At 62.9% G+C, this 920-nt stretch carries 2 rRNA genes and 1 pseudogene; 1 reads left to right on the top strand and 2 read right to left on the bottom strand.

Annotated features, from left to right (window positions below):
• Positions 1 to 489: pseudogene (locus tag IG08_RS62715) on the top strand (hypothetical protein); the annotation flags it as partial.
• Between the two features lie 134 nt (positions 490 to 623).
• Here the strand turns inward: IG08_RS62715 and rrf are convergent.
• Together rrf and IG08_RS0153210 are read right to left on the bottom strand one after the other, a co-directional pair.
• Positions 624 to 740 (bottom strand): 5S ribosomal RNA (gene rrf, locus IG08_RS0153215).
• Between the two features lie 103 nt (positions 741 to 843).
• Positions 844 to 920, bottom strand: a 23S ribosomal RNA gene (locus IG08_RS0153210); the annotation flags it as partial.

Raw genomic sequence — 920 nt, 5'->3', positions numbered from 1 at the left:
CCCGCTTGGACGGTCGTCCCGACGGAACGCCGGACGCGGTCCACGATCGCCTTCCCGACGGTCATCACGCCGACCATAGCCACCGTTACCACCACGGTCGTTGCCACCACGATCACTGCCACCACGGCTGTCATCACGACGGAAGCCGCCACGATCACCACGGCTGTCGCCACGACTGTCATCACGCCCACGGAAACCACCGCGATCGTCGCCCCGGCGCTCCCCACGGTCACCCCGGTTGTCGTCGCGCCGGAATCCGCCACGGTCACCGCCGCGGTCGCCTTCCCGACGGTCGTCACGCCGACCATAACCACCGCGGTCGTTACCACCACGGTCGCTGCCGCCGCGGTTGTCATCACGGCGGAAGCCGCCACGATCACCGCGGTTGTCATCACGCCGGAATCCGCCCCGGTCGCCGCGGTCACCACTGTCCCGTCGACGCTGGTCGCGCTCCGGTCGGTCGTCGGGAGAGTTGGTGGACATCGGTGACTCCTGTCTTCGATACTGCAAGTCATTCTCGCGCAGCCGAGTACCCGGCGCGCTTCGAGCTGTGTTTGTTTCAGAACAAAAAAAGGACCCCTGGTCCCAGCTGTACGCTGGTGACCAGGGGTCCTTCAAAGATTGTTCGGCGGTGTCCTACTCTCCCACAGGGTCCCCCCTGCAGTACCATCGGCGCTGTAAGGCTTAGCTTCCGGGTTCGAAATGTAACCGGGCGTTTCCCTCACGCTATGACCACCGAAACCCTATTGGTTTCGAGCGAACAAGCACACTTTTCAGTTGATGTTCTGCTCTGAGCCGGCAACGGTCGTTGCCTCAGAACTAACACAGTGGACGCGAGCAACTGAGGACAAGCCCTCGGCCTATTAGTACCGGTCAGCTTCACCCCTTACGAGGCTTCCACATCCGGCCTATCAACCCAG

The organism is Streptomyces fulvoviolaceus (genome assembly GCF_000718165.1).
Taxonomy (GTDB): domain Bacteria; phylum Actinomycetota; class Actinomycetes; order Streptomycetales; family Streptomycetaceae; genus Streptomyces; species Streptomyces fulvoviolaceus.
Note: the sequence above shows the minus strand (reverse complement) of the source record. Positions and strands in the feature narration are given on the sequence as shown.